Origin of the sequence: Thioclava sp. F36-7 (genome assembly GCF_002020075.1) — a bacterium.
GTDB classification, from domain to species: Bacteria; Pseudomonadota; Alphaproteobacteria; order Rhodobacterales; family Rhodobacteraceae; genus Thioclava; species Thioclava sediminum.
Map to the genome: position 1 here is coordinate 14248 of NZ_MPZR01000012.1, position 23713 is coordinate 37960.

At 64.6% G+C, this 23713-nt stretch carries 27 protein-coding genes and 1 tRNA gene; 20 read left to right on the forward strand and 8 right to left on the reverse strand.

All coding sequences use genetic code 11. From position 1 onward, the window contains the following. Positions 1 to 33 precede the first annotated feature (33 nt). Positions 34 to 1590, forward strand: coding sequence for a trimethylamine methyltransferase family protein (locus BMI89_RS18380; protein WP_078572294.1), 1557 nt, complete (start codon positions 34 to 36; stop codon positions 1588 to 1590). A gap of 4 nt (positions 1591 to 1594) precedes the next feature. Here BMI89_RS18380 and BMI89_RS18385 read toward each other — a convergent pair whose 3' ends face one another. The 6 genes from BMI89_RS18385 to BMI89_RS18410 form a co-directional block, all read right to left on the reverse strand. Beyond that, a complete protein-coding gene (locus tag BMI89_RS18385; RefSeq protein WP_078520621.1) occupies positions 1595 to 1870 on the reverse strand; it encodes an antibiotic biosynthesis monooxygenase in 276 nt (91 codons plus the stop codon). A 52-nt stretch (positions 1871 to 1922) separates the two neighbouring features. Further along, positions 1923 to 3485: a glutamine-hydrolyzing GMP synthase gene (gene guaA / locus BMI89_RS18390; RefSeq protein WP_078572295.1), complete on the reverse strand. Its 1563-nt coding sequence runs from the start codon at positions 3483 to 3485 to the stop codon at positions 1923 to 1925. Between the two features lie 148 nt (positions 3486 to 3633). Continuing rightward, positions 3634 to 4956, reverse strand: coding sequence for an HlyC/CorC family transporter (locus BMI89_RS18395; RefSeq protein ID WP_078550460.1), 1323 nt, complete (start codon positions 4954 to 4956; stop codon positions 3634 to 3636). A gap of 33 nt (positions 4957 to 4989) precedes the next feature. Beyond that, positions 4990 to 5967 (reverse strand): site-specific tyrosine recombinase XerD, encoded by a 978-nt coding sequence (locus BMI89_RS18400; protein WP_078572296.1) that lies wholly within the window; start codon positions 5965 to 5967, stop codon positions 4990 to 4992. Then, positions 5964 to 7568 (reverse strand): hypothetical protein, encoded by a 1605-nt coding sequence (locus tag BMI89_RS18405; RefSeq protein ID WP_078572297.1) that lies wholly within the window; start codon positions 7566 to 7568, stop codon positions 5964 to 5966. Before BMI89_RS18405 ends, BMI89_RS18400 begins: the two co-directional genes overlap by 4 nt. Next, on the reverse strand, positions 7558 to 7767 hold the full coding sequence (locus BMI89_RS18410; RefSeq protein ID WP_078520626.1) for a hypothetical protein: 210 nt from the start codon (positions 7765 to 7767) through the stop codon (positions 7558 to 7560). Before BMI89_RS18410 ends, BMI89_RS18405 begins: the two co-directional genes overlap by 11 nt. A gap of 234 nt (positions 7768 to 8001) precedes the next feature. Between BMI89_RS18410 and BMI89_RS18415 the strand changes: the two genes are divergently transcribed. The 5 genes from BMI89_RS18415 (at position 8002) to BMI89_RS18435 (ending at position 11728) form a co-directional block, all read left to right on the forward strand. Further along, positions 8002 to 8574 carry a shikimate kinase gene (locus tag BMI89_RS18415; RefSeq protein WP_078572298.1) on the forward strand — a complete coding sequence of 191 codons (573 nt, stop codon included), beginning with the start codon at positions 8002 to 8004 and terminating at the stop codon, positions 8572 to 8574. Continuing rightward, complete coding sequence (gene aroB, locus BMI89_RS18420; RefSeq protein ID WP_078572299.1) at positions 8567 to 9673, forward strand: 3-dehydroquinate synthase; 1107 nt, start codon at positions 8567 to 8569, stop codon at positions 9671 to 9673. Before BMI89_RS18415 ends, aroB begins: the two co-directional genes overlap by 8 nt. Before the next feature lie 51 nt (positions 9674 to 9724). Further along, a tRNA-Arg gene (locus BMI89_RS18425) sits at positions 9725 to 9801 on the forward strand. Between the two features lie 87 nt (positions 9802 to 9888). Continuing rightward, positions 9889 to 10887 (forward strand): tRNA dihydrouridine(20/20a) synthase DusA, encoded by a 999-nt coding sequence (gene dusA / locus BMI89_RS18430; protein ID WP_078572300.1) that lies wholly within the window; start codon positions 9889 to 9891, stop codon positions 10885 to 10887. A gap of 25 nt (positions 10888 to 10912) precedes the next feature. Beyond that, entirely contained in the window at positions 10913 to 11728 is an 816-nt protein-coding gene (locus BMI89_RS18435; protein ID WP_078572301.1) for a sulfite exporter TauE/SafE family protein, read from the forward strand. Between the two features lie 107 nt (positions 11729 to 11835). Here the strand turns inward: BMI89_RS18435 and mazG are convergent, their stop codons facing one another. Next, a complete protein-coding gene (mazG, locus tag BMI89_RS18440) occupies positions 11836 to 12678 on the reverse strand; it encodes a nucleoside triphosphate pyrophosphohydrolase (RefSeq protein WP_078572302.1) in 843 nt (280 codons plus the stop codon). A 63-nt stretch (positions 12679 to 12741) separates the two neighbouring features. Here mazG and BMI89_RS18445 point away from each other — a divergent pair, with 63 nt between their 5' ends. From BMI89_RS18445 to BMI89_RS18490, 10 genes are all read left to right on the forward strand, one after another. After that, positions 12742 to 13905 (forward strand): M20 aminoacylase family protein, encoded by a 1164-nt coding sequence (locus tag BMI89_RS18445; protein WP_078572303.1) that lies wholly within the window; start codon positions 12742 to 12744, stop codon positions 13903 to 13905. A 256-nt stretch (positions 13906 to 14161) separates the two neighbouring features. Next, positions 14162 to 14500 carry a preprotein translocase subunit YajC gene (gene yajC, locus BMI89_RS18450; protein WP_078520633.1) on the forward strand — a complete coding sequence of 113 codons (339 nt, stop codon included), beginning with the start codon at positions 14162 to 14164 and terminating at the stop codon, positions 14498 to 14500. A gap of 21 nt (positions 14501 to 14521) precedes the next feature. Continuing rightward, on the forward strand, positions 14522 to 16192 hold the full coding sequence (gene secD, locus BMI89_RS18455; protein WP_078572304.1) for a protein translocase subunit SecD: 1671 nt from the start codon (positions 14522 to 14524) through the stop codon (positions 16190 to 16192). A 13-nt stretch (positions 16193 to 16205) separates the two neighbouring features. Continuing rightward, on the forward strand, positions 16206 to 17192 hold the full coding sequence (gene secF, locus BMI89_RS18460; protein WP_078520635.1) for a protein translocase subunit SecF: 987 nt from the start codon (positions 16206 to 16208) through the stop codon (positions 17190 to 17192). Next, complete coding sequence (locus tag BMI89_RS18465) at positions 17176 to 17556, forward strand: Mth938-like domain-containing protein (RefSeq protein ID WP_078572361.1); 381 nt, start codon at positions 17176 to 17178, stop codon at positions 17554 to 17556. Before secF ends, BMI89_RS18465 begins: the two co-directional genes overlap by 17 nt. Continuing rightward, entirely contained in the window at positions 17553 to 18185 is a 633-nt protein-coding gene (gene ccmA / locus BMI89_RS18470; protein WP_078572305.1) for a heme ABC exporter ATP-binding protein CcmA, read from the forward strand. The genes BMI89_RS18465 and ccmA overlap by 4 nt, the downstream gene beginning before the upstream one ends. 163 nt (positions 18186 to 18348) lie before the next feature. Next, positions 18349 to 19005, forward strand: a complete 657-nt coding sequence (gene ccmB / locus BMI89_RS18475; protein WP_078572306.1) for a heme exporter protein CcmB — start codon at positions 18349 to 18351, stop codon at positions 19003 to 19005. 80 nt (positions 19006 to 19085) lie between these two features. After that, complete coding sequence (locus BMI89_RS18480) at positions 19086 to 19814, forward strand: heme ABC transporter permease (RefSeq protein WP_078572307.1); 729 nt, start codon at positions 19086 to 19088, stop codon at positions 19812 to 19814. Next, entirely contained in the window at positions 19811 to 20029 is a 219-nt protein-coding gene (gene ccmD, locus BMI89_RS18485) for a heme exporter protein CcmD (protein ID WP_078520640.1), read from the forward strand. The genes BMI89_RS18480 and ccmD overlap by 4 nt, the downstream gene beginning before the upstream one ends. Beyond that, positions 20022 to 20558 (forward strand): DsbE family thiol:disulfide interchange protein, encoded by a 537-nt coding sequence (locus BMI89_RS18490; RefSeq protein ID WP_143593947.1) that lies wholly within the window; start codon positions 20022 to 20024, stop codon positions 20556 to 20558. Before ccmD ends, BMI89_RS18490 begins: the two co-directional genes overlap by 8 nt. Positions 20559 to 20646: 88 nt before the next feature. Here BMI89_RS18490 and ssb read toward each other — a convergent pair whose 3' ends face one another. Further along, positions 20647 to 21165, reverse strand: a complete 519-nt coding sequence (gene ssb, locus BMI89_RS18495; protein ID WP_078572308.1) for a single-stranded DNA-binding protein — start codon at positions 21163 to 21165, stop codon at positions 20647 to 20649. Positions 21166 to 21440: 275 nt separating this feature from the next. Between ssb and BMI89_RS18500 the strand changes: the two genes are divergently transcribed. The 4 genes from BMI89_RS18500 (at position 21441) to BMI89_RS18515 (ending at position 23675) form a co-directional block, all read left to right on the forward strand. Next, on the forward strand, positions 21441 to 21704 hold the full coding sequence (locus BMI89_RS18500) for a PepSY domain-containing protein (RefSeq protein ID WP_158522159.1): 264 nt from the start codon (positions 21441 to 21443) through the stop codon (positions 21702 to 21704). 85 nt (positions 21705 to 21789) lie between these two features. Continuing rightward, positions 21790 to 22389 carry a cytochrome b/b6 domain-containing protein gene (locus BMI89_RS18505; RefSeq protein ID WP_078572310.1) on the forward strand — a complete coding sequence of 200 codons (600 nt, stop codon included), beginning with the start codon at positions 21790 to 21792 and terminating at the stop codon, positions 22387 to 22389. A 54-nt stretch (positions 22390 to 22443) separates the two neighbouring features. After that, positions 22444 to 22935 (forward strand): helix-turn-helix transcriptional regulator, encoded by a 492-nt coding sequence (locus tag BMI89_RS18510; RefSeq protein ID WP_232621768.1) that lies wholly within the window; start codon positions 22444 to 22446, stop codon positions 22933 to 22935. A 116-nt stretch (positions 22936 to 23051) separates the two neighbouring features. Next, positions 23052 to 23675: a lytic transglycosylase domain-containing protein gene (locus tag BMI89_RS18515; protein ID WP_078520646.1), complete on the forward strand. Its 624-nt coding sequence runs from the start codon at positions 23052 to 23054 to the stop codon at positions 23673 to 23675. Positions 23676 to 23713: the final 38 nt, after the last annotated feature.

The following is a 23713-nucleotide window of genomic DNA, read 5'->3' on the forward strand; positions in this document are numbered from 1 at the left end:
AGTTTGAGGCGAGATAAACGGGCGGAGGCAATCATGGCCGATTCGGAACTGGGTGAACGTGTGGGGCGTCGCGCGCGCGGTGGTGGCGGGGCAGCCCGTCGTGCCGAACGCACGGCCGTGAAGGTGGAGTTCTCGCGCTTCATCACGCGCAACATTCCCGACATGGAAATCCTGAACGAGGAAGCCCTCGAGATCATCGAGCATAACGCGGAAACCGTGCTCGAAGAGATCGGCGTCAACTTCGTCGAGAACCCCGAAGCGCTGGAACGCTGGCGCGAGGCCGGGGCCTCGATCGAAGGCGAGCGCGTGCGCATCCCGCGCGGCCTTGCCCGCAAGCTTTGCGCGACCGCGCCGTCGCAATTCACCCAGCACGCCCGCAACCCCGAGCGCAATGTCGAGATCGGCGGGCGCAACCTCGTCATCGCTCCGGTCTACGGCCCGCCCTTCGTGCGCGACAGCCAGGGTGGCCGCCGCTACGCGACGATCGAGGATTTCCGGAACTTCGTGAAACTCGGCTACATGTCGAAATGGGTCCACCATTCGGGCGGCACCGTCTGCGAGCCGACCGATGTGGCGGTGAACAAACGCCATTTCGACATGCTCCACGCGCATATGACACTGTCGGACAAGCCCTATATGGGTTCGGTCACCGAGCCCTCGCGCGCTGCCGACAGCGTCGAGATGTCGAAGATCCTCTTCGGTGACGAGTTCGTCGACCAGAACACGGTGATGACCTCGCTCATCAACATCAACTCGCCGCTGACCTTCGACTCCACGATGATGGGGGCGCTCGAGGTCTATGCGAAGGCCAATCAGGCTTGCATCATCTCGCCCTTCATCGTCGGTGGCGCGATGGCGCCGGTCTCGGTCGCGGGCACGCTGACGCAGGTGCTGGCCGAGGTGCTTGCGGGCGTCGCCTATAGCCAGCTGATCCGTCCCGGCGCGCCGGTGATCTTCGGGGCGTTTGTCACCTCGATCGACATGAACTCGGGCGCGCCCACCTTCGGCACGCCCGAAGCCTCGCTGATCACGCTCGGCGCGGGGCAACTCGCGCGGCGTCTGAACCTGCCGTATCGCTCGGCGGGCGGCTTCACCGGATCGAAACTGCCCGATGCGCAGGCCGCTTACGAGACCGCAAATACGCTCAATAACGGGCTCTATGCGGGTGTGAACTTCATGCTGCACGGCTGCGGCTGGCTGGAGGGCGGTCTGGTCTCGTCCTACGAGAAATTCGTGATGGATGCCGACCAGTTGGGAATCCTGCACAGCCTCGCCAAGGGCGTCGATATTTCGGAGAACGGTCAGGCGATGGATGCGATCCGCGAGGTGGGGCCGGGCGGTCACTATCTCGGCTGCGCCCATACGCAGGCAAATTTCAAGGACGCGTTCTGGCGCACGAAGCTGCTCGATTACCGGCCTTTCGAGACCTGGGAAGAGCAGGGCGCGCCCGACACGATGGCGCTGGCGACGCAGCGGGTCGAGAAGATGCTCGGCGAGTATCAGCAGCCCGCAATGGATCCGAGCGTCGCCGAGGCGCTGGCGGCCTATGTCGCGCGCAAGAAGGCCGAAGTGCCTGACGCCTTCCTGTAACGGCTCAGTCTTCCTCGATCTGATAGTCCCGCGCGATCCCCTGGGTCGCGCGGCCCCATTCCGAGGCCTTCGTCCGCGCCTGATGCGCCTCGAACGCGGCCCGGTCGGTGAAGCGTTCCGTGACGGTGAAGACCAGCGGATCGGCTCCTTGCCTGACTTCGAACATCTCGCATCCCGGCTCGGCATGCGTCAGCGCGATATGCTCGGGCAGGTGAACGCGGACAATTCCGACCTCGGCAGCATCGGCGCAGATCAGGCGCCCGGTCAGTTTGACGGCCATCTTTGTCTCCCCAAAAGAAAAGGCCCGCGCCTTTCGGACGCGGGCCTGAAACTCATTCCCACTCGATCGTGCCGGGGGGCTTCGAGGTGATGTCGTAGGTCACCCGGTTGATGCCCTTCACCTCGTTGATGATCCGCGTCGCGGTCTCGCCGAGGAATTCATGGCTGAACGGGTAGTAATCTGCGGTCATGCCATCGACGGAGGTCACCGCGCGCAGGGCGCAGGCGTAGTCATAGGTCCGCCCGTCGCCCATCACGCCGACGGTGCGCACCGGCAGGATGGCAACAAAAGCCTGCCAGATCTCGTCATAGAGGCCATGCTTGCGGATCTGGTCGATATAGACCGCGTCGGCCTTGCGCAGGATCTCCAGCTTGTCGCGGGTGATCTCGCCGGGGCAGCGGATCGCCAGGCCGGGGCCGGGGAAGGGGTGACGGCCGATGAACGATGCCGGCAGACCCAGCTCGTGACCGAGCGCGCGGACCTCGTCCTTGAACAGCTCGCGCAGCGGCTCGACCAGCTTGAGGCCCATCTTCTCGGGCAGGCCGCCCACATTGTGGTGCGACTTGATGGTGACCGAGGGACCGCCCGAGAAGCTCACCGATTCAATGACATCGGGGTAGAGCGTGCCCTGCGCGAGGAAGCTCGCATCCTCGATCTCGCCCGCGTATTTCTGGAACACGTCGATGAAGAGGCGCCCGATCGTCTTGCGCTTGACCTCAGGGTCGGTGACGCCTTCCAGCTCGCCAAGGAACAGTTCGCTCTCATCGGCATGGATCAGCTTGATGTTGTAGTGGTCGCGGAACATCGTGACCACTTCTTCGGCCTCGTTCTGCCGCAGCAGACCATGATCCACGAAGACACAGGTCAGCTGATCGCCGATCGCCTCGTGCAGCAGGATCGCGGTGACCGAGCTGTCGACGCCGCCCGACAGGCCGCAGATGACATGGCTGTCGCCCACCTGCTCGCGGATCTGGCGGATCGCCTCGTCGCGATAGGCGTCCATCGTCCAGTCGCCGGTGAAGCCCGCGTCGCGCACGAAGTTCTCGTAGAGCGTCTTGCCGTTGGGCGTGTGATGCACCTCCGGGTGGAACTGCACCGCGTAGAAGCGACGGCTCAGATCGGCGGTGATCGCGTACGGTGCGCCCGGCGAGGTGCCATAGACCTCGAAGCCCGGCGCGATGCGGCTGACATGGTCGCCATGGCTCATCCAGACCTGCTCGCGGCCCGCGCCATCCATGAACCAGCCGGTCAGCAGATCGATCCGCGTCTCGGTCGGCGTCACATAGGCGCGCCCGAATTCGGCGGAGCCGTGCTTGGCCTCCACCAGACCGCCCAGATCCTGCATCATCACCTGCTGGCCGTAGCAGATGCCGAGGATCGGCACGCCCAGCTCATAGGCCGATTTCGGCGGCCGGGGAGAGCCCTCGCGCGTAACCGAATCCGGTCCGCCCGAGAAGATGATCGCTTTCGGGGCGAACTCTTTCAGGAAGGCGTCGGTGACGTTCTGATAGGGATGGATTTCGCAATAGACGTTAAGCTCGCGAAGCCGCCGCGCAATCAGCTGCGTGACTTGAGAACCGAAGTCGATGATGAGGAGGCGCTGATGGTCTGTCATGCCGTTGGCATTAGGGCGCGTTTTCGCGCTTGGCAAGAGGGCAGCTTGCGTGACTCATATTTATCGCCAGGATCACCCCTTCCTCTTGGCAAAAATATCCCGGGGGGCGGCGCAGCCGCGGGGGCAGCGCCCCCTCCGGGATCGCCGTTTAACTCTCCGGATAGCCGCCCGGGATCAGCGGCCGGATTTTCAGCCGCGTGATCCGGTTGTCCTTGCGGCCTGCGACCTCGAAGCGGAAGCCGTGGAAGGAGAAAACCTGCCCCTCGGTCGGGATGGTCTGCGCCTCGTGGATCACCAGACCGGCCACGGTGTTGGCCTCTTCGTCGGGCAGCGTCCAGTCGGTCTCGCGGTTCAGGTCGCGGATCGTCATCGCGCCGTCGACGATGTAATCGCCGCTCTCGGTGGGCTTCAGACGCTTCTCGGCCTTGGGATCGAATTCGTCGGTGATCTCGCCGACGATTTCTTCGAGGATGTCCTCCAGTGTCAGCAGACCCCGCAGGTCGCCATATTCATCCACCACCAGCGCGAAATGGGTGCGACGCTTCAGGAACTCCTGCATCTGCTCGTCGAGCGGCGTCGTCTCGGGGACGAAATAGGGCTTCATCATCACCTTGGCGATGTCGAGATCGGCGACGCTTTCCAACGTCCCGTCGCCCCCACGCACGACCTTCTCGACCGCGCGCAGCAGGTCTTTCGAGTGGATCACGCCCACCACGTTCTCGCGCTCGCCGCGATAGAGCGGCAGGCGGGTGTGGGGCGAGGACAGCACCGCTGTCAGGATCGTGTCGGGATCTTCCTCGATATCGATCATCTCGATCTGGCTCCGGTGGAGCATGATCTCCTCGACCGTGCGATTGCCCAGATCGAGCGCGCCCAGCAGCCGGTCGCGGTCTTCCTTGTCGACCGTGCCCTCGGATTGCCCCAGCGCCAGCGCGCCTGCGATCTCCTCGTGGATCGAGAACATATGGGTGTCCTTGTCCGTCCGCATCCCGAAGGCATAGAGGATGCCGCGCACGATCATCCGCACGATGGCGACGATCGGGGCGAGGACGAGCGTGACCACGCGGATCGGCCCCGCGACCTTCGAGGCGACTTTCTCGGGCAGGGTGATCGCATAGGTCTTGGGCAGCACTTCCGAGAAGACCAGCACCAGCACCGTCATCACCAGCGTCGCCAGCGCCACCCCCGATTGCCCGAAGACCCGCGTCATCAAAGCCGTCGCCAGCGAGGCGGACAGGATGTTGACGACGTTGTTGCCCAGAAGGATCGCGCCGATCAGCCGCTCGCTGTCCTCGGTGACTTCCAGCGCGGTCTGCGCGCCGCTTTCGCCCTTATCGGCCTGCGCGCGCAGCTTGGCGCGACTGGCCGCCGTCAGCGCCGTTTCGGAGCCGGAGAAGAAGGCCGAGAGCGCCAGCAGTAGGATGATCGAACCGGCGGTGATCCAGAAGGCAAAATCGAGAGTGTTTTCCATGGTGTCAGGTTATGGGGCGCGGGCAGGGCGCATTCAAGCGGTGCCGTCACTTTTGCCGCGCGGTTTCGCCAGCGGGTGATGCGTCAGCACCAGCTCCTTGAGCCGTTCGTCGAGGACATGAGTGTAGATTTCCGTGGTCGACAGGTCCGCGTGCCCCAGAAGCATCTGGATCGCGCGCAGATCCGCGCCGCCTTGCAGTAGATGGGTGGCGAAGGCGTGGCGCAAGACGTGGGGCGTGACCTTGGCGGGGCTGACCCCGGCCTTCACCGCGATGTCCTTCAGCAGCTTGTGAAAGCCCTGACGCGTCAGGTGACCTTCCTTGCCGCCCGAGGGAAAGAGGAAACGCGAGGGCGGCGCGCGATGCTCGATGCGGGCCTGCTCTTCAGCCTCGTCGCGCGCGGTCAGCCACGCGGCCAGCGCCTCGCGCGCCGGTGGCGAGAGCGGCACCATCCGCTCCTTGTCGCCCTTGCCGCGCACCAGAAGCATCCGCGGATCGCCGCGCGCGGAGGACACCGGCAGCGAGACCAGCTCCGAGACCCGCATCCCCGTCGCGTAAAGTAGCTCCATCAGGCAGCGATTGCGGATCTGATCCTTCTGCGAGCGCCCTTGATCGCGGGCGGCCTCCAGCAGCGCCTCGACCTCTTCGAGACTCAGTGTCTTCGGCAAGCGTTGCGCGCGCCCGGGGCCTGCGATGCGGATCGCCGGATTGTCAGCGCGCCAACCTTCCTCATAGGCGAAGCGATAGAGTTGCCGGATCGCCGAGAGCCTGCGCGCGCGGGTCGATTTCGCCAAGCCCTCCGCCTCGCAGCGGATCAGATAGGTTTCGATATCGGCGCGGGTGAGCGTCGTGTAGCTGAGGCCCTTCGCCTGAAGAAAGCCTGCGAAGTCATTGAGATCGCGCCCGTAACTGAGGATCGTGTTGCGCGCGGCACCGGCTTCGGCGGATTGCGCGTCGAGAAAGCTCGGAAGCCATTGCGGATCGGGCGGCGCGTCTGAACCGGGTCCGGTCATCCGCGATCTCCCAGCACGATCAGCTCGATCGCGGCGCGCCGCGCGACGGTTTCCAGCCCGGCCAGACGCAGAAGGCTCAGACCGTCCTGCAAGCGCGGATAATCGCCCTTCGCGCCGTCGCCGACATCCCCGATCGCCTCGATCAGTGCGAGGCCAAGCTGATCGGGCAGCAATCCCTTGTAGCGGTCGGGCGCGGCGCCGGGCGGCGCATCGAAGACCGCCTTCAGCGCCTGATCGCGCGCGCCCGTTGCGGGGGTTGCGCTGGTATCGCCTGCGGCCAGCCCCTTGAGCAGCGCGGCCTGCGCCGAACTCTGCGTCCCTTTGCGGGCGTTTTCTTCGTAATTCGGGGTCAGCAAGCTCAGCTCATAGGCGAGGCGGCCCGCGCGGCCCGGCAGGTCCATCCCCGCGAGCTGGTCGCCAAACAGCGCGCCCAGAACCGGCGCGAGATCTTCCGAGGCCATCACGTCATAGGCGGCGGGCAGGGCGGTCGCGACCCTGTCGGTATCGCTCGCCTCAAGCGCCTGATCGAGCGCACTCACGGCCGACACGCGATCCCAGAGCGCCCCCGACGCCGCGGCTTTGCGCTCGGTATAGAGGCCCAGCAGCCGGTTCGGGTCGAGCACGCCCGCACGGGCCAGCCGCTCGGCGGCCTCCAATTGCGATTTCCAGCCGTTATTCTCGGTCAGATCGGCCTGAGCGAAGGCCAGCGGCAGCGTCGCGGTGGGCAGCGGCTGACCGATCGCTTCCATCATCTTGAACGCGAGCGGCGTGACGTGATCGGGGGGCGGCGCATCCTCGGACTCTTCGGCCAGGGCCGGATCGAGGAATTGTTCCAGCAGAGAGCGATCCTCCTGCGGGATCTGCCCCAGCGCGGCCCCCGTGCCATAGGTCAGCTCGGCCGTGTCCCACTGCCCGTTGCGCGCAAGGCAGAACACCCGCGCGGCATACGACGGCGCGATACCGGGCGTGCGCTCGATGATCTTGCAGGCGCGGTTCTCCTGCCCAAGCAGCAGCGCCACGTCGAAGCTGCGGCGGAAAATCTCGGGGCTGGCGGTGCCCGCCTGTCCCAGAAGCGCATTGGCCTGTTCCAGCGCGCCCATGTCCAGAAGCCGGTCGATCCGGGCAAGGAATAGCTGGTTGCGCTGCGACGGGGTCTCGATCTGCGGCGGGTTCAGCTCGGCCAGCAGCAGCGTCAGGCTCAGCTCCCGCAGCGCGGGCAACTGATCGAGGGGCATCGCGCGCAGCGCCTGCGCCAGTTCCGGTTCGGGGGTCTTGCCCCAGAGATCGCGCGGCAACCCGGTGCGATCCGGCGTCAGCAGCCCCAGAGTATCGGCGGAGGGCGCGTCGAGCGAGAGCACCGCGATATCCTCGATCCCGCCCGCCCCGGTGACAGGCGCAGTCGAAGACGCCGACCCGTCGCGCGGCGAATTCGCCAAGGAATGCGACAGCCAGTCGATCGCCGACATCGGGCTGCCGGCCGCAGCGCTGGCGTCCACCGCGGCATTCGATTGCGCGGCGGCGGGACCCGCCACCAGACCGCCAAGCGCGAAACCGCTCAGCCAGATCAGGCCAAGGGTCGCCGCACGGCGATCAGTTGCCACTCGCAGCCTCGCTGTCAGTGCCTGTCGCAGTCCCTGCATCGGAATTACTCGTGCCCGCCATGCCCGAGCCGTCGGGCAGGGTGACTTCGATCCGCTGTTCCTGACTGTCGGGGCTCATGTCGCCCAAGTAAGCAAAGCCGATCACGCCGATCGCGCCAAGCACCAGAAGGATGACGATAAGCTTGAAGATGCGCCCCATAATCTCTCTTTTCTGCCGTCTGTCGCGGCCCGTCCCATAACGTGTCTCTCGGCGGGCGGGCCGTTCTTGGTTGCGGTTTCGCGTTGATCATATATGGCATTTCAGGGAAGTTCACGCCATTCAAGGGGTCCTGCGTCACGATTGTGCAAGGCTCCGCCGATGGCAAGCCTTGTCCGTCCCGCCGGGATTGACAGGGCAGGAATACCGCAGGCGACGCGAGGCAGGGGGCGCTAGGTGGAAGGCGAAAGCGGGATCGAGGGGCATCTGACGCGCTCCGTCGTGCTCGTCGGCATGATGGGCTCGGGCAAGACGGCGGTCGGCACCGCCCTGTCCAAGATGCTCGATTCGGCATTCCTCGACAGCGACCATGAAATCGAACGCGCCGCCCAGATGACCGTGGCCGAGATTTTCGCCCGCGATGGTGAGCCGTTCTTTCGCGCCCGCGAATCGGAAGTGCTGGAGCGGCTCTTGATGGGCCCGCCCGGCGTGATCTCCACCGGGGGCGGGGCCTTCCTTTCCGAGAAGAACCGCGAGCTGATCAACCGGCTCGGCGTCTCGGTCTGGCTGAAGGCGGATCTGGAGATCCTGTGGAACAGGGTGCGCCACAAGAATACGCGGCCCTTGCTGCGCACGGCCGACCCCAAACGGACGCTGAGCGATCTGCTGGCCGCACGCATTCCGCATTATCATAAGGCTCAGATCGTGGTCGAGGCCGAGCCGGGCCTCTCGGTGCAGGGCATGGCGCGCAAGGTGGTTTCGCATCTGCGCGAGGTGGATGGATTGATCGAAGAGGTGAAAGATGCGTGAGATCGTGCCGGTCGAGCTGGGCGAGCGTTCCTACGAGGTGCGCATCGGCACCGGGCTGCTGGAAAACGCAGGCACCGAGATCGCGCCTTTGCTGCGCCGTCCGCGCGTGGCTGTCGTCGCCGATCAGACGGTGGCCGATCTGCATCTCGCGACCCTGCGCCGCGGCCTTGGCGATATCGAGATGGTCTCGCTGACCCTGCCGCCGGGCGAGGGCACGAAAAGCTGGCCGCAGTTTACCCGCACCGTCGAATGGCTGCTGGAGCAGAAGGTCGAGCGCAAGGATATAGTCATCGCTTTGGGCGGCGGCGTGATCGGCGATCTGGTTGGCTTTGCGGCCGCCGTGCTGCGCCGGGGCGTGCGCTTCGTGCAGATCCCGACCTCGCTTCTGGCGCAGGTCGACAGCTCCGTGGGCGGCAAAACCGGGATCAATGCGCCGCAGGGCAAGAACCTGATCGGCGCCTTCCATCAGCCGTCGCTGGTGCTGGCCGACCTCGACGTGCTCGGCACGCTCGAGCCGCGCGACTTCCTCGCGGGCTATGGCGAGGTGGTGAAATACGGCCTTCTGGGCGATGCGCAATTCTTCGACTGGCTCGAGGCAAACGCCCCCGCAATGGCCGCGGGCGATATGGAAAAACGCCTGCATGCGGTGAAACGCTCGGTCGAGATGAAGGCCGAGATTGTGGCCCGCGACGAGACGGAAGAGGGCGACCGCGCGCTCCTCAACCTCGGTCACACCTTCTGCCACGCGCTGGAGGCCGCGACCGGCTATTCCGACCGGCTCCTGCATGGCGAGGGCGTGGCGATCGGGTGTGCGATGGCGTTCGAGCTCAGCCAGCGCCTCGGCCTGTGTTCGCAAGAAGCGCCGAGCCGCGTGCGCGCGCACCTGCGCGACATGGGAATGAAGACCGATCTCGCCGATATCGAAGGCGATTTGCCGGGCCGTGACGCTCTGATCGACTTGATGGCGCAGGACAAAAAAGTGCTCGACGGCAAGCTGCGCTTTATCCTCGCGCGCGGCATCGGGGAGGCTTTCGTGACCTCGGATGTGCCGCGCGATGCGCTGGCAGGCGTGCTCGACGACGCGCTCGCCGCCCGGTAAGCCGATTTCCCAGTTGCGAGCCGCGCGCTCCTTCTTTATACGCCGCTTCAGGCACCCATAGCTCAGCTGGATAGAGCGCTGCCCTCCGAAGGCAGAGGCCGAAGGTTCGAATCCTTCTGGGTGCGCCATTTCCCCCAATCTCCGGAATATCAGCGCCTTGGGGGCGGCACAGACGCTATCGAGACGGCCCCGAGACAGACCCGATGAGAGATGCGATGACGACAGATGACGCCCTGATCCGCGCAGCGAAGCTCTCGGTCGCGCCGATGATGGACTGGACGGACCGCCATTGCCGCTATTTCCACCGTCAGATCAGCCGCAACGCGCTGCTGTATACCGAGATGGTGACCGCGCCCGCGGTGATTCACGGCGATCGCGATCGGCTGCTTGGGTTCGATGAGGCAGAGCACCCGGTGGCGCTGCAGCTCGGGGGTTCGGACGCGAAGGAACTGGCCGAGGCGGCGAAGGTCGGTGCGGATTTCGGCTATGACGAGATCAACCTCAACTGCGGCTGCCCGTCCGATCGTGTGCAGTCCGGGGCCTTCGGCGCGGTTTTGATGAAGTCGCCCGATCTGGTGGCCGAGTGCTGTGCCGCAATGATCGATGCACAACCCGTTGAAGTCACGGTGAAATGCCGCATCGGGGTCGACGATCAGGACCCGCAGGAGGTGCTGCCCGAGTTCATCGAGAAGGTCGCTGCCGCAGGCGTGACCCGCATCACGATCCACGCCCGCAAGGCTTGGCTGCAGGGCCTCTCGCCCAAGGACAACCGCGAAATCCCGCCGCTCGATTACCCGTTCGTCCACGCGATGAAGGCGGCCTATCCGCAGCTGCATCTGTCGATCAATGGCGGCATCAAAGATCTCGCCGCAGCCGAGGTGGAACTCGCGCAAGGGCTCGACGGGGTGATGGTGGGCCGCGCCGCCTATCATCAGCCGATGGAGGTGCTGGGCGCCGCCGATCAGCGGATCTGGGGGCAGGGCGCGGCCCGCGATCCCTTCGACGTGGCGCAGGCGATGATCCCCTATATCGCGCGTCATATCGAGCGTGGCGGCAGGCTGCACCAGATCACCCGCCACATGCTGGGCCTGTTCCACGGTAAGCCAGGCGCGCGCCGCTTCCGGCAGATCCTCTCGGACGGCGCGACCCGCGAGGGTGCTGGGGTTGAACTTTTCGAGAGTGCGTTGTCAGCCGTACGTGAACGGGTTAACTGAGCGGAACCCAAGGAGATTTCCCGACATGCCCGATTTCGCCACGCTCGCGCCGCTCGTCTTGATCCTGATGGCAGTGGGGGCGTTCGCAGGCGTCTTGGCGGGGCTTCTGGGGGTCGGCGGTGGGATCGTCCTCGTGCCCGCCTTCTTCTATCTTTTCAGCGGCTTGGGCTACGGATCGAACGATCTGATGCAGGTCTGCGTCGCGACCTCGCTGGCCACGATCATCGTCACGTCGATCCGCTCGGTCATGGCCCATAACCGCAAGGGCGCGGTCGATTGGGACATTCTCAAGCAATGGATCGCCCCCATTGCCATCGGCGCGATCATCGGGGTGCTGGTGGTGCATCAGCTGCGCTCTTCGACCATGCAGATCATCTTCGCGGTGATGGTGCTGGTGATCGCCTGCTATATGATGTTCGGTAAATCGAGCTGGCGGATTTCGGATGGATTGCCGGGTGGGATCTTCCGCGCGTGGTTCGGCCCGCTGATGGGCTTCCTGTCGGTGCTTCTGGGTATCGGCGGCGGCTCGATCGGCACGCCGATGCAGACGCTCCACGGTATCCCGATCCACCGCGCGGTCGCGACCTCGGCAGGCTTCGGCGTGACCATCGCGCTGCCTTCGGCGATCGGCTTCCTGCTGACGCCGGTGGCCGACGCCCCGCCTTACTCGATCGGCGCGGTCAACATTCCCGCCTTTCTGATCGTCATCGCGATGACGACGATCACCGCCCCCCTGGGCGCGGCATTGGCCCACAAGCTCGACCCCAAGAAGCTCAAGCGCGTCTTCGCGGGCTTCCTGATGCTCGTCGCACTCAACATGCTGCGCAAAGCGTTTCTCTGAACTTCCTCTTGGCGAAAATATCCCGGGGGGCGCGCTAGCGCGGGGGCAGCGCCCCCTCAACGTTTGAGTTTTGCGCGCAGCCGCGCGCGTGGGCAGAGCCCCCACCGTCACTTGATCTTGCGCGCCTTCGCCTCGTTCCAAAGCGCATCCATCTCGGCCAGATCACTGTCCTTGGGTGCCTTACCGCGCGCTTCAAGTTCACGCTCGATATGTTTGAACCGATTGGTGAATTTCAGATTTGCCGCGCGCAGGGACGCCTCCGGGTCCAGCCCCAGATGCCGCCCGAGATTGACCATCACAAACAGCAGATCGCCATATTCCTCGGCGAGCTCTTCCGGACCCAACTCGTCACGCGCCTCTTCCAACTCGCGCGCTTCCTCGACGATCTTGTCGAGCACCTCATCGGTCGAGGGCCAGTCGAACCCCACCCGCGCCGCACGGTTCTGCAGCTTGATCGCACGGGTCAGCGCGGGCAGACCCAGAGCCACCCCATCGAGCACACCGACACGCTCGGATTTACCCGCAGCCTTGCGCTCGGCCGCCTTGATCGCTTCCCAATCGGCGGTCTGCTGTTCGGCCGATTTCTCGCGGCTCTCGTCGCCGAAGACATGCGGATGACGTGCGACCATCTTCGCGTTGATCGCACGCAGCACGTCGGAGATATCGAACCGCCCGTCCTCGGACGCCATCTGCGCGTGATAGACCACCTGCAGCGCCAGATCGCCCAGCTCGCCCGGCAATTCCGACCAGGCCTGCCGCGTGATCGCATCGGCCACCTCATGCGCTTCCTCGATCGTGTAGGGCGCGATGGAGGCGAAATCCTGCTCCAGATCCCACGGGCAACCGCTCTCCGGATCACGCAGGCATTCCATGATCGCGGTCAGCCGAGTGAACTGATGGGCCGCATCGCCCGTATCGTCGAAGATGAGTGCGTCGTCGGGTTTGGCCATTGCAGCTTGCCTCCTGCCATGCGAATGCCTCTGGCCTAACCAGCCCGCAAGGGGAAGTCCACTATGCCCGTTCTCAACCGTATCGCCGATCTCGGCCCGCAGATGACCGAATGGCGGCACTGGCTGCATCGCCATCCCGAGCTGCGTTTCGACCTGCACCAGACCTCGGGTTTTGTCGCAGCAAGGCTGCGTGAAATCGGGGTGGATGAGATCCATGAAGGGATCGCGCAGACCGGGATCGTGGCGCTGATCAAAGGGCAGGGCGAGGGGGCCACAATCGGCCTGCGCGCCGATATGGACGCGCTTCCGATCACGGAAGAAACCCATGCGGAATACGCCTCCGAGACGCCAGGCAAGATGCATGCCTGTGGCCATGACGGGCATACCGCGATGCTTCTGGGGGCGGCGGCCTATCTGGCCGAGACCCGGAAATTCGCAGGCACCGTGGCGCTGATCTTCCAGCCCGCCGAGGAAGACGGCGGCGGGGCCGAGGTGATGGTCGAGGACGGCGTGATGGAGCGCTTCGGCATCTCGCGCGTCTTCGCGATCCACAACGCGCCGGGGCTTCCCTTCGGACATTTCTACACCACGCCCGGCCCCTATCTCGCCTCGGTCGACGAGGCGCGCGTGACGGTGACGGGGCGCGGCGGCCATGCGGCGACCCCGCAGGGCTGCATCGATCCGATCCCGGCGCTCTCGGCGATGGTGACCTCGCTGCAAACGGTCGTGTCGCGCAATGTCGGCGCGGGCGATGCGCTCGTCGTCTCGGTCACGCAGATCCATGCGGGTACCGCGCTCAACATCATCCCCGAAAGCGGCTTCCTCACCGCGACGATTCGCTGCTTCGAGCCGGACATCCGTGATCTGGCGGAAAAACGGCTACGCGAGATCTGCGAAGGCATCGCGGCGGCGCATGGCGTCAGCGTCGAGATCGAATACGAACGTGGTTACCCGCCCACCGTGAACGACCCCGACGAGACAGGCTTCGCCGCCGAAGTCGCAAGCGAAATCGCAGGCCCCGAGCGCGTCGTGACCGACGCTCCGCGCGAAATGGGGGCAGAGGATTTCGCCTATATGCTGGCGGCCCGGCCTGGCGCCTATCTTTTCATGGGCACGGGCGAGGGCGCGGGGCTCCACCATCCGCGCTTCGATTTCAACGACGAGGCCGCGCCCGTGGGGGCCTCCTACCTCGCCCGTCTGGCCGAGCGCGCCTTGCCCTTGGGCTGAGCCGCCTCTCTTCATCTTGGGAAAAATATCCCGGGGACGCTCCGCAGGAGCGGGGGCAGAGCCCCTTTTTCCTTGCCGATCACAGCCCTCCGGCGACAGGGGGCCTGCGCCCCGTTTCCTTTCGCTCCGTCACCGCGACGTGAGGACGCGTTCACAGGGGCCGCTTCGCCTTGCCAAGCCTGAGGGCCACGGCTAGGGTGCGCGCCGACAACCGGGGCTTGCTGCCCCCAAGGCCCATGACAAAGGACCATAGATCATGTTCGTGACCCCCGCTTTCGCGCAGGCCGCCGGTGGCGCCAGTAACCCCGCCGCCGCGTTCGGCCAGTTCCTTCCCCTGATCCTGATCTTCGTGATCATGTATTTCCTGCTGATCCGTCCGCAGCAGAAAAAAGCCAAGGAGCACAAGGCGATGCTCGAGGCGCTGCGCCGCGGTGATCAGGTCGTGACCCAGGGCGGTATTCTCGGCAAAGTCACCCATATCAAGGAAGACGGCGAGGTCGAGGTCGAGATCGCGCAGGGCGTCAAAGTCCGCGTGGTGAAATCGACCATCGTGCAGGTTGTTTCGCGCACCGAACCCGCCAAGACCTCTGAATAAGCCATAAAAGGCCCGTCCCCCATGTTGCACATCTCGCTGTGGAAGCGCGTGCTGATCCTGATCATCATTTTGATCGGGGTCGTCTTTGCCGCGCCGAACATCTTTTACAACCGGGTGGAGGGGCATAACGATGCCGTTGCCGCCGCCGCGAAGGGCGAGTCTCTGACGCCCGAGCAGCAGGCCGCGCAGGCTGGCTGGCCCGATTGGCTGCCCTCCGACATCGTCAATCTCGGCCTCGATCTGCGCGGTGGCGCGCAGCTTCTGGCCGAGGTCAATGTCGATGAAGTCTACAAGGCGCGCGTCGATGCGCTCTGGCCCGAGTTCCGCAAGGCGCTCGCCGCCGAACGCGGTACGCTCGGCTCGATCCGTCGTCTGAATGCCGATCCGGGCGTCCTGCGGATCCAGATCGGCAATGCCGACCAGATCGCGGAAGCCCAGAAGATCGCCGAGACGCTGAACAACCCGGTCTCGTCGCTGACCGGTGTGGGGCAGAAGACGCTCGCGATCACGACCCAAGGCAACCAGCTGATCGTGCAGCTCTCGGATGCCGAGAAGGCCGCGACCGACGACCGCACGATGCAGCAATCGCTGGAGATCGTGCGCCGCCGGATCGACGCTGCGGGCACCCGTGAACCCACGATCGTGCGCGAAGGCTCCGACCGCATCCTGATCCAGGTGCCGGGCGCAAGCTCCGCACAAGAGATCAAGCAGCTCATCGGCACCACGGCGAAGCTGACCTTCAACTCGGTGATCGGCACCAGCTCGAACCCGAACGAGGCGGTGGGCTCCGATCAGGAAATCCTGCCCTCGGCCGATCAGAAGGGGCTCTATTACATTCTCGACAGCCTTCCGGTCGTGACCGGCGAGGACCTGACGGATGCGCGCCCCGATACCGATCAGAACGGCTATCCGGCGGTGGCCTTCCGCTTCAATGCGAGCGCGGCCCGCACTTTCGGCGATTACACGCAAAACAATATCGGCAAGCCCTTCGCCATCGTGCTCGACAACAAGGTGATCTCGGCGCCGACGATCCAATCGCATATCGCGGGCGGCTCGGGCATCATCACCGGTCGGTTCACGGTGAAAGAGGCGACCGATCTGGCGCTGCTGCTGCGCGCCGGTGCGCTGCCCGCCTCGATGACCTTCCTCGAAGAGCGGACCATCGGCCCGGAGCTGGGCGCGGATTCGATCGCGGCCGGCAAGATGGCCGCAGCCGTGGGCGCGGTGCTCGTGGTGGTCTTCATGATCGCCTCCTACGGCACCTTCGGCGTCTTCGCCTCGCTGGCACTGGGGATCAACATCGCGCTGATCTTCGCGATCCTCTCGGTGATCGGCGGCACGCTGACGCTGCCGGGTATCGCAGGGATCGTGCTGACGATGGGTACGGCGGTCGACGCCAACGTGCTCGTGTTCGAGCGTATCCGCGAGGAGCTGCGCAATCAGCAAAAGGCGAAAGCCGCCCGCGCGATCGAGCTTGGCTACGAGCGCGCGATGTCCGCCATCGTCGACGCCAACGTGACCACCTTCCTCACGGCGGTGATCCTCTTCGTGCTGGGCGCGGGCCCGGTGCGCGGGTTCGCCGTCACCTTCCTGATCGGGATCATCACCTCGGTCTTCACCGCGATCTGGGTGACGCGGCTGTTCGTGAGCATCTGGTTCGCGCGCCGTCGTCCCCGCGAACTGGTACTGTAAGGGAGATCGAGACATGGCATTCCGTCTGAAACTGGTCCCCGAGAAGACCAACTTCGACTTCTTCAAACATCAGGTCGCGACCTTCGGCTTCTCCGTCTTCATGGTGCTGGCCTCGATCGTGCTGGTGCTCGTGATGGGGCTGAACCTCGGCATCGACTTCCGCGGCGGCACCACGATCCGCACCGAGGCCGATCAGACCGAGCCGGTCGATATCGGCGCTTACCGTTCTGCCATCGCGCCGCTCGATCTGGGCGACGTGCTGATCACGCAGGTCTATGACCCGAACTTCCGCGCCGATCAGAAGGTCGTCACGATCCGCATCCAGGCGCAGGACGGGCAGGAGGCGATCAGCCCCGACACCCAGGCCAAAGTGCTGGAATCGCTGAAGTCGGTGAACAAGGACATCAAGATCGTCGCGACCGAGTCGATCGGCCCGAAAGTTTCGGGCGAGCTGATCTGGACCGCAATCTGGTCCGTGCTGGCCGCCGTCGCCGCGATCCTTGTCTATATCTGGCTTCGGTTCGAATGGCAGTTCTCGGTGGGCGCGGTCGCCGCGCTGATCCATGACGTGACCGTCACGGTCGGCATCTTCGCGCTGTTCCAGATCAAGTTCGACCTGTCGATCATCGCGGCGCTGCTAACGATCCTCGGCTATTCGATCAACGATACCGTCGTCGTCTTCGACCGTCTTCGCGAGAACCTCGTGAAATACAAGAAGATGCCGCTGCGCGACGTGATGAACCTCTCGGTCAACGAGACGCTGTCGCGGACCGTGATGACCTCGGGCACCACGCTGCTCGCTCTGATCTCTCTGCTGGTTCTCGGCGGCGACGTGATCCGCAACTTCGTCTTCGCGATGACTTGGGGCGTGATCGTGGGTACCTATTCCTCGGTCTATGTCGCAAAGAACATCGTCCTGTTCATCGGACTCGACCGCAACAAGGAGAAGAAGGACCCCTCGGAGAAGTTCTTCGACAAAACGGATGTCGCTACTGACTGAAGCCAATTTCGGGGCCTCGCTGCCGATCGACGGCTACGGGCCGGGGTTTTTCCGCGTGGCCGGAGAGGTCACGCGCGGCTCGATCTGGGTCGCGGGCGAGGAGATGGGCAGCTGGGGCGGTCTGGACGACCGCGCTGCGCTGCGTGCGCTGGCAGACAAGCTCGACGTGTTGTTCATCGGCACGGGCGAAGAGATCGCCCATCTGCCGAAGGACCTCGTGGCCGAGCTGGAGGCCGAAGGTCTGATGTGCGAGGGCATGGCCACGCCTTCGGCGGCCCGCACCTACAACGTGCTGTTGTCCGAAGGCCGTCGGGTCGGCTGCGCGCTGATAGCTATGCCGGAAAACCCCGAGACGCCTGAATGAGCATGCTGTCGGTCGAAGGGCTCGCGGTGTCGCGCGGTGGTCTCCCGGTTCTGGAAGACCTGAGCTTTTCGCTCGACGCAGGCCATGCGCTGGTGTTGCGCGGCCCCAACGGGGTCGGCAAGACGACGCTTCTGCGCACTTTGGCCGGGCTGCAACCGGCGCTGGTCGGGACGGTCTCGATGCCGCCCGAGAGCATGGCCTATGCCGCCCATTCCGACGGGCTGAAATCGACGCTGACCGTGCGCGAGAACCTTGGCTTCTGGGCCTCGATCTATGCGACGAACGATATCGAACCGGCGCTGGAGCGGATGAACCTGCAAAGCCTCGAGACGCGGCCCGCCCATAGCCTGTCTGCCGGGCAGAAGCGCCGCCTTGGCCTTGCGCGGCTTCTCGTGACCGGCCGCCCGATCTGGGTGCTGGACGAGCCGACCGTGTCGCTCGACACCGCCTCCGTCGCGCTTTTCGCCGAGGCCGTGCGCGGCCATCTGGCGAGCGGCGGGGCCGCGCTGATCGCGACCCATATCGATCTCGGGCTAAACGAGGCCAAGGTTCTCGACCTGACGCCCTTCAAGGCCAAGACGCCGGAAGAGGGCGGGATGCAGGGCGCTTTCGACGAGGCCTTCCTATGATCGCGCGGCGCGCTATCGGCGCGGTCGGGAGCCTCCGGCGGGGATATTTGAACCAAGGCGAAGCCAGCTGCGCGCTGTTTCAGATTGGGGGAAATATCCCGGGGGATGAGCGGCGCAGCCGCGAAGGGGGCAGCGCCCCCTTGGCTGGCAAAGGAGGTCGGGCATGATCGCACTTCTCATGCGAGATCTGCGCCTCGCCGTGCGAGCGGGCGGCGGCTTCGGCCTCGGGCTGGCCTTCTTCCTGATCGTGGTGACGCTGGTCCCGTTCGGGGTCGGCCCCGAGGGGAAAATCCTCGCGCGGATCGCCCCGGGCATCCTGTGGGTCGGCGCGCTTCTGGCCTGCCTGCTCTCGCTCGACCGGATTTTCGCGCTCGATTACGAGGATGGCTCGCTCGATCTTCTGGTCACGGCGCCGGTGCCGCTCGAAGGGGTCGTCTCGATCAAGGCGCTCGCGCATTGGATCACCACGGGGCTGCCGCTGGTTATCGCGGCCCCAATCTTCGGGATCTTGCTGCATCTGCCGCAGGGCGCGCATGTCTGGATGGTCGTTTCGCTTCTTCTGGGCACGCCGGCGCTCTCGGTTCTGGGCACGTTCGGGGCCGCGCTGACGGTCGGGCTGAAGCGCGGCGGACTTTTGTTGTCGCTGCTGGTCTTGCCATTCTATGTGTCGACCCTCATCTTCGGGGCGGAGCTCGTGCGCCGTGGCGCCGAGGGGATGAACACTGAGACACCGCTTCTGATGCTGGCCGGGATCACGGCGGCGACGGTCGCGCTGGTGCCCTTCGCCTCGGCCGCCGCGATCCGCGTCAATCTGCGCTAGCGCAACCCATGCGCGCGCCGTGATAGGAAGAGCCGTGATACACAGAGCCAACCTGGCCAGAAGGTGAGCAGAACAACAAGATGTCGATTTGGGAATACGCCAACCCCGTCAAATTCATGAAGACCACGGACAAGATCCTGCCCTGGACGGTGGGAATTGCCGCGATCACGCTGATCGTCGGGCTGGTCTGGGGCTATTTCTTCGTCCCGGCTGCCGAGAACTTCGGCGGCTCGGTGAAGGTGATCTATGTCCATGTCCCCGCCGCGATGATGGCGATCAACATCTGGGTGATGATGGTCGTGACTTCGCTGATCTGGCTGATCCGTCGCCACCATGTCTCGGCGCTGGCCGCGAAGGCCGCGGCGCCCATCGGCGCGGTGATGACGCTGATCGCGCTGATCACCGGCGCGGTCTGGGGCCAGCCGATGTGGGGGACCTGGTGGGAATGGGATCCGCGCCTGACCTCGTTCCTGATCCTGTTCCTGTTCTACCTTGGCTATATTGCGCTTTGGGCGGCGGTCGAGAACCCCGATACGGCCGCCGATCTGACCGGCGTGCTCAGCCTCGTCGGCGGGGTGTTCGCCGTGCTCTCGCGCTACGCGGCGAATTTCTGGAACCAGGGTCTGCATCAGGGCGCGACGCTCTCGATGGATTCTGAGCAGCACATCGCCGATGTCTACTGGTTCCCGCTGCTTCTGTGCATGGCCGGGTTCATCTTCTTCTTCCTCTCTCTGGTGCTGATCCGCACCCGCACCGAGGTCCGCGCGCGCCGTCTGGGCGCCATCCAGCAACGTGAGCGCATGGCATGAGTGATACGACCGAGCAAGGCGGCACCGTCACCGAGGGCGGCGTCGTCCTCGTGGATCCGTCCACCAAATCCTATACCGAAACCGTCAACATCGCCTGGGCGTCGACAGTTGTGCTTCTGGTGCTGATCATCGTCGTCTCGCTGATGCGTGGCGCGAAGGTGAAACGTCAATTGGCCGAGGCCGAGGCTCGCCGGAAAGGGGGCGCCCATGGTTAAGCCGCTGATGCTGCTGCCGCCGCTGATCTTCGCGGGGCTTGCGGGCGTGTTCATCTGGGGGATGACGCGCGAGGACCCGACGCAGCTGCCGACCGCTTTCGCGGGCAAGCCCGCGCCGCCGGTGCAACTTGAACCGCTGGGTGATTTCAAGCCCTTCACCGATGCCGATCTCAAGGACGGCAAGGTCAAACTGGTAAACTTCTGGGCCTCGTGGTGCGCGCCGTGCCGGGTGGAGCATCCCAACCTCGAAGCGCTCGCCGAAGAGGGGATCCCGATCTACGGGGTCAATTACAAGGACAAGCCGGTCAAAGCGCAGGGCTTCCTGAGCGAAATGGGCAACCCGTTCGCCGAGCTCGGCGCCGATCCGAACGGCAAGATGGCGCTGAACTGGGGCGTCTACGGCGTGCCCGAGACCTTCGTGATCGATGGCACCGGCAAAGTGCTCTATCGCTTCGCCGGTCCGCTGACCGAGCGTGTGATCGCCTCGGATCTGCGCCCGCTCCTGAACGGCGAGACGACCGCGAAGTAAAGGGCAGGGCGCAAGCGCGTCACTGGCCCCGATCCCGATCGCACCAAAAGCAAAGGCCCCCGAACCGGGGGCCTTTCTTGTCTGAAACTCAGAACGGGATTTCGTCGTCGAAATCCGAGCGGCCACCGCCGCCGCCGCCACCGGAGCCGCCCGAGGACGGTCCGCCATAGCCGCCGCCATCATCGTAGCCGCCGCCACCCGAGGACGGGCCGCCGTAGCCACCGCCACCGCCGCCTTGACCGCCGCCCGAGCCGCCAGGCCCGTCGAGCATGGTCAGTTCCGAGCGATAGGGGCGCAGCACGACCTCGGTCGAGTAGCGGTCCTGACCGTTCTGGTCCTGCCATTTGCGGGTTTCGAGCTGGCCCTCGATATAGACCTTCGAACCTTTGCGCAGATATTGCTCTGCCACTTTCGCCAGCGGCTCCGAGAAGATCGCGACCGAATGCCATTCGGTCCGCTCCTTGCGCTCGCCGGTATTGCGGTCGCGCCACGTCTCGGAGGTGGCGATGCGCAGGTTGCACACCTTACCGCCGTTCGAGAAGGTCCGCACCTCCGGGTCTCGGCCCAGATTGCCGATCAGAATGACCTTGTTGACGCTGCCTGCCATATTGCCTCCGCCTCGCGATTCTAGAATTGGTCCCAAAGGGTATAGAGCAGAGCCCCGCGAGAGCCTAGGGGCGAAGCTTCGCTCAACCGTGACGGAAAGCGGCGAAATCCCGCGTGCATCTTTGGTTTGAGAGCGATTTCGGCCCCGGATTTCCAACCTTGTGCCGATAGATGGCGCCGTGGGTTTGCCACAGGTCTGGACGAGCCGGACGGCACACGGGGACGAACCCCACCCGATCCGGTCGAGCAACCCTACATCCCATGAGGAGATACCCCATGAAATACCTGATGCTGATCGCCGCGAGCGCCACGATTGCCGCTGCCTCCACTCTCCCCGCTCTCGCAGAAGGTGGCGAAGGCGCCGTGGCCCCGGCGAAAGAGCAGAAGCTTTCCGCCGAGCTGAAAAATCAGGGCTACGACGTGCGCCGGATGGAAATGGAAGACGGCTATATCGAAGTCTACGCGATGAAGGACGGCAAGCGCGCCCAACTCTACTTCGATTCCAACCTCAAGCAGGTGAAGCGCTCGGGCGACAACTAATCGTCAGCGCCTTTTCGACGGGCCGGTATGATCCGGCCCGTCTTCCTCACGCCAGTCTTTCCAGAAGCAGCAGGAGGGCCCGATCATGGCCATCGAAGACGCGAGCTTTACCGATCTTCCGTCGCAGGAGACGTCTCACGCAGAACCGCCGCCCGTCGGTGCGCATAGCGTATGGGACCCGTTCGTTCGGGTGTTCCACTGGTCCATTGCGGGCCTCTTCACCGCCAATGCGTTCTTCACCTCGCCGAAGCACGATCTGCACCACTGGATCGGCTACACGGTCGCGGGGCTCGTGACCGCGCGCATCCTCTGGGGGCTGTTCGGCACGCGCCATGCACGGTTCAAGGATTTCCCGCCATCGCCCACCGGCGCGCTGACGCAGCTGCGCGATATGGCGACGGGAAGGCGGCACGCGCATCTGGGCCATTCGCCGCTCGGCGCGCTGATGATTTACAACCTTTTGATCACGCTTCTCGTCATAGCGGGATCGGGGTGGTTGATGACCACTGACGCCTATTGGGGCGTTAAATGGCCTCAGGAAGTGCATGAACTCGCCGTCAACTGGGCCGAAGTCTCGATCGCCGTCCATATCGCTGCCGTCGTCTTCGAAAGCCGCCGGTTGCGCGTGAACCTTGCGCGCGCGATGATCACCGGTAAGAAGGTGTTCCGCGGCAACAGAGGGTAAGCGCCGATGGCGGTTTCGCGAGAGCGAGTCTCAATCTGGACGAAAGAGGGCGCATTGGTCGCCCTCATCATATTCCAAGCCGCCTGCACATCGCTCTTCGTGGCCGACGTGTTCGACGACTTCCGCGAGGCCGGGCGTCTCTCCCTGCATCTCAACATGGAGCTTTTCGCCAATCTCGGCCTGATCGCGGGGATCGTCGTCGAGGCGGCCGTGCTTTGGGCGCTGTTGCGACGTCAGGCGCATGCCGACCGCACGATCGGGGCTGCACAAGGCGCAATGGCCGAGATGATGAGCGCGCAGTTCGACCAATGGGGACTGACCCCCGCGGAGGCCGATGTCGCAGCCTTCACCATCAAGGGCTTCTCGGTCTCGGAGACCGCCTCTTTCCGCGGCTCCAGCGAGGCCACGGTGAAATCCCACCTCAATTCCGTCTATCGCAAGGCGGGCGTATCGGGTCGCTCTCAGCTCGTTTCGATCTTCGTGGAGGAACTGTTTCACGGCCCCATCAAGGCCGATGCGAAAAAGCAACAGGCGCACGCAATCTGACGCAACGGCAGCTTATCGGCGGGAGGTTGCCGAGGCGATTGGCGTTTTGCTTTAACTTTTCGCTGATTTCTCTATAGTTTGCCCCAGAATACGTGGACAGTGAGTGGTGGGGGCCGATGCGTAGAACGATCGGAATTCTCGGGCTGGCGGCGATTGCCGCGGCAGCGGTGATGGCGGGCCCAATGAGCGCCCAGGCAGAGGGGCTGCGGCTTCAGGGGAGTTCTTCGAAATCCCGCGCGATGCTGTTCCGAAACCAGACCAACATTCTCGATACCCGCGCCGCACAGCAATATGAACATTCCTCGCGGCTGACGCCCAAGGGCAAGCTGACTCAGACCGCCAGTGTAGAGAACGTGCCGCGCTACAACGGCAAGTATCGCGGCCAATATATGAGCACCGCGAAATCGGTGGCCTCGCGCCATGGCATCCCGACCGATCTGTTCCTGCGTCTCGTGCAGCAGGAGAGCGGTTGGAACCCGCAGGCGCGTTCGCACAAGGGCGCGATGGGGCTGGCGCAGCTGATGCCCGCCACCGCACGCAAACTCGGCGTGAACCCGCGCGATCCGGCGCAGAACCTCGAAGGCGGCGCGCGCTACCTGAAGATGATGTATAATCGGTTCGGAAGCTGGCGGCTGGCGCTCGCGGCTTACAATGCGGGACCGGAGGCCGTCGCGAAACATAACGGCATTCCGCCCTATCGCGAGACCCGGAATTATGTGCGGATCATCCTCGGCGGCTGATCCTTCTCAACTCACAAATAGAGAAAAGCCCCGCAAGA

What these genes read in the sequence shown, in the direction of transcription:
- BMI89_RS18515 (WP_078520646.1), top strand. Translation starts at nt 23,052, where the DNA reads ATGCGTAGAACGATCGGAATTCTCGGGCTGGCGGCGATTGCCGCGGCA.
- BMI89_RS18465 (WP_078572361.1), top strand. Translation starts at nt 17,176, where the DNA reads ATGTCGCTACTGACTGAAGCCAATTTCGGGGCCTCGCTGCCGATCGAC.
- BMI89_RS18505 (WP_078572310.1), top strand. Translation starts at nt 21,790, where the DNA reads ATGGCCATCGAAGACGCGAGCTTTACCGATCTTCCGTCGCAGGAGACG.
- secD (WP_078572304.1), top strand. Translation starts at nt 14,522, where the DNA reads ATGTTGCACATCTCGCTGTGGAAGCGCGTGCTGATCCTGATCATCATT.
- yajC (WP_078520633.1), top strand. Translation starts at nt 14,162, where the DNA reads ATGTTCGTGACCCCCGCTTTCGCGCAGGCCGCCGGTGGCGCCAGTAAC.
- BMI89_RS18380 (WP_078572294.1), top strand. Translation starts at nt 34, where the DNA reads ATGGCCGATTCGGAACTGGGTGAACGTGTGGGGCGTCGCGCGCGCGGT.
- ssb (WP_078572308.1), bottom strand. Translation starts at nt 21,165, where the DNA reads ATGGCAGGCAGCGTCAACAAGGTCATTCTGATCGGCAATCTGGGCCGA.
- BMI89_RS18445 (WP_078572303.1), top strand. Translation starts at nt 12,742, where the DNA reads ATGCCCGTTCTCAACCGTATCGCCGATCTCGGCCCGCAGATGACCGAA.
- ccmD (WP_078520640.1), top strand. Translation starts at nt 19,811, where the DNA reads ATGAGTGATACGACCGAGCAAGGCGGCACCGTCACCGAGGGCGGCGTC.
- dusA (WP_078572300.1), top strand. Translation starts at nt 9,889, where the DNA reads ATGACGACAGATGACGCCCTGATCCGCGCAGCGAAGCTCTCGGTCGCG.
- BMI89_RS18385 (WP_078520621.1), bottom strand. Translation starts at nt 1,870, where the DNA reads ATGGCCGTCAAACTGACCGGGCGCCTGATCTGCGCCGATGCTGCCGAG.
- aroB (WP_078572299.1), top strand. Translation starts at nt 8,567, where the DNA reads ATGCGTGAGATCGTGCCGGTCGAGCTGGGCGAGCGTTCCTACGAGGTG.
- BMI89_RS18395 (WP_078550460.1), bottom strand. Translation starts at nt 4,956, where the DNA reads ATGGAAAACACTCTCGATTTTGCCTTCTGGATCACCGCCGGTTCGATC.
- mazG (WP_078572302.1), bottom strand. Translation starts at nt 12,678, where the DNA reads ATGGCCAAACCCGACGACGCACTCATCTTCGACGATACGGGCGATGCG.
- BMI89_RS18480 (WP_078572307.1), top strand. Translation starts at nt 19,086, where the DNA reads ATGTCGATTTGGGAATACGCCAACCCCGTCAAATTCATGAAGACCACG.
- BMI89_RS18435 (WP_078572301.1), top strand. Translation starts at nt 10,913, where the DNA reads ATGCCCGATTTCGCCACGCTCGCGCCGCTCGTCTTGATCCTGATGGCA.
- secF (WP_078520635.1), top strand. Translation starts at nt 16,206, where the DNA reads ATGGCATTCCGTCTGAAACTGGTCCCCGAGAAGACCAACTTCGACTTC.
- BMI89_RS18490 (WP_143593947.1), top strand. Translation starts at nt 20,022, where the DNA reads ATGGTTAAGCCGCTGATGCTGCTGCCGCCGCTGATCTTCGCGGGGCTT.
- ccmB (WP_078572306.1), top strand. Translation starts at nt 18,349, where the DNA reads ATGATCGCACTTCTCATGCGAGATCTGCGCCTCGCCGTGCGAGCGGGC.
- BMI89_RS18400 (WP_078572296.1), bottom strand. Translation starts at nt 5,967, where the DNA reads ATGACCGGACCCGGTTCAGACGCGCCGCCCGATCCGCAATGGCTTCCG.
- BMI89_RS18500 (WP_158522159.1), top strand. Translation starts at nt 21,441, where the DNA reads ATGAAATACCTGATGCTGATCGCCGCGAGCGCCACGATTGCCGCTGCC.
- ccmA (WP_078572305.1), top strand. Translation starts at nt 17,553, where the DNA reads ATGAGCATGCTGTCGGTCGAAGGGCTCGCGGTGTCGCGCGGTGGTCTC.
- BMI89_RS18410 (WP_078520626.1), bottom strand. Translation starts at nt 7,767, where the DNA reads ATGGGGCGCATCTTCAAGCTTATCGTCATCCTTCTGGTGCTTGGCGCG.
- guaA (WP_078572295.1), bottom strand. Translation starts at nt 3,485, where the DNA reads ATGACAGACCATCAGCGCCTCCTCATCATCGACTTCGGTTCTCAAGTC.